The following is a 2,258-nucleotide window of genomic DNA, read 5'->3' as shown; positions in this document are numbered from 1 at the left end:
CATAGTTGGGGACAAAAAGGCCAAAGTGATCCTCAGTGTCTTTCCTTCAGGTATTGAGCAAATGTTCGAAGAATTGGCCCAACTGCCTCCTGGCCCGCCCGACTTTCCAAAAGTGGCAGAGATCTGCGGGCGTTACGGGGTAAATTTCGTCTGAACCGCTACCTGTAGTGTGCTCCACCCTGGTTATGAACCTTCCTTTGCAGGCGAAAGCTTAAAGACAAGGGCCTGCCAGGGTTCCAGGGAGAACACCCTGTCCTTATAGTATACCTGGGGGAGATTGTTGAGGACCAGGTCCTCCAGTTCTTCTTCCACGGGCACAGGGAGGGTAATTATGTCATCTGAGAAATTAAGGAGTACCAGCATCTTTTCTCCTTTCCATTCCCGGGTATAGGCATAGACCTTCTCGTGTTCCGGCAAAAGCAGGGTATAGGCCCCATAGACCAGGACGGGATTTTCCTTCCTGAGCGTTGCCATGGCCTTGAAATGATTTAGCACAGAACCTGGGTCCTCCTGCTCCACGGCCACATTCACCCTCTTGTAATTATCATTGACGGGGAGCCAGGGCGTACCCGTGCTGAATCCGGCGTTCAGGGTGGTGTCCCATTGCATAGGAGTCCGGCCGTTATCCCGGGAGGAGAATTTCAGGTTGGCCATATACGTTTCCAGATCGCCTCCGGCCGACTTCACTTTCTCATACCCGTTCAGCGCAGCGATATCTTTGTACTGTGAGATGCTGTCGAACCCGATGTTGGTCATCCCCAGTTCATCCCCGTAATAGCAATAGGGGGTGCCCCGCATACTCAGGATGAATGTATTCAGCAGTTTTGCAGAGGCCTCCCTGTATTTCGGATCATCATTCCCAAAACGGCTTACGAGCCGGGCCTGGTCATGGTTTGCCAAAAAAATGGACAGCCATCCTTTCTCAGCGAATTCCGCATCCCAGCGGGAAAAGACCTCTTTGAAGTGGACCAGGGAATATCCCTCCGGTTTGGCGATGTCCACTCCTTCGAAGGCATAGGCCATATTTAGTTCATTACGGTCGGCATCCACCAGTTCATGCGCTTCCTGGAAATTACGTCCCGCACCTTCAGCTACGGACATTACGTCGTACTGGCTAAACACCTCCCGGTTCATCTCTTTCAGGTAATCGTGCAGGCCGGGTTGCATGGCGTAATACTGAATAAAATTCTGTTCCAGGTCGTCCGGGAACTCAGGATAGGCTGTATCCTTGGCTGCGAACTGGAAGGCATCCAGGCGGAAGCCATCCACCCCCTTGTCTGCCCAAAATTTCATCAGGTCGTAGACTTCCTGCCTCACTTTGGGGTTCTCCCATTTCAGGTCGGGTTGCTGAAGGGAAAAATAATGCAGGTAATAGGAATCGGTAATAGAATCGTATTTCCAGGCATCTCCTGCCGCGTCAAAAAGGCTGTAACGGTAGGGGGGCTTCCCCTTTTCCGCCGGCCACCAGTGGTAATAGTCCCGATAGGGATTGTCGCGGGAACTGCGCGACTGCAGGAACCACTCGTGCTGGTCACTGCTGTGGTTCACTACCACATCCATAATAAACCGGATCCCGCGGTCGTGCATGCCTTCCAGCATGGCATCAAAATCTTCCATGGTGCCGAACTCCTCCATGATGCTGCGGTAATCGCTGATGTCATATCCGTTGTCTGCATTGGGTGAACTGTAGATGGGGTTGAGCCAGACCATGTTCACCCCCAGGCTCTGTATGTAATCGAGTTCTTCTATGATCCCCTTCAGGTCACCTACCCCGTCCCCGTTCGTATCCTTAAAACTGCGGGGATAGATCTGGTACACAATGCCTTCCTTCCACCAGGTATCGTCTTTTTTTACAGGAGATTCGACTTTCTCGGTACAACCGGCCATCAGGAAGACCATTGCGGAAAATAAAAGGAGATTTTTCATGTCGGGTCAGTGTTTGAAATCTCCTTAAAATTAAGCAATATGGACCATTTCAGAACGCTTCCTTCCAAATAAACCCTGTCCCTCCATGAGAGAGCCCGGGTCATTCACCGAATGCGATATTCCACATAGAGAAGTGCCCGGATCTTGAGTGTTCCTGTGTTAACCGCTATATCCCCGCTACCCTGTTTCATGTCCATTTCAACGCTCATCATGGTATTCCTTTGGACGTCATTTACCGGATAGGATATTTCAGGGGTCACATTGCTGATCCGGGAAACCGCACAAACCATATTTATAATCAATATTTTCCATCCAAAATAAAGGTAAGGAGT

General features: G+C 50.6%; 2 protein-coding genes. Both read right to left on the bottom strand.

Annotated features, from left to right (window positions below; genetic code table 11):
• Positions 1–183: 183 nt before the first annotated feature.
• The gene (locus ABYP73_RS12890) at positions 184–1,926 is read right to left on the bottom strand and encodes an alpha-glucosidase (RefSeq protein ID WP_372974603.1); all 1,743 of its coding nucleotides are present in this window, start codon (positions 1,924–1,926) and stop codon (positions 184–186) included.
• Positions 1,927–2,030: 104 nt separating this feature from the next.
• Positions 2,031–2,258 (bottom strand): hypothetical protein (locus ABYP73_RS12885; protein WP_372974602.1); only part of this gene is annotated, 228 nt, incomplete at its 5' end.

The sequence above is a fragment of the Muriicola sp. genome, assembly GCF_041567615.1.
Lineage (GTDB): Bacteria > Bacteroidota > Bacteroidia > Flavobacteriales > Flavobacteriaceae > Muriicola.
The sequence above is the reverse complement of the archived record's forward strand: the minus strand, read 5'-3'. Positions and strand labels throughout refer to the sequence as shown.

What these genes read in the sequence shown, in the direction of transcription:
- ABYP73_RS12890 (WP_372974603.1), bottom strand. Translation starts at nt 1,926, where the DNA reads ATGAAAAATCTCCTTTTATTTTCCGCAATGGTCTTCCTGATGGCCGGT.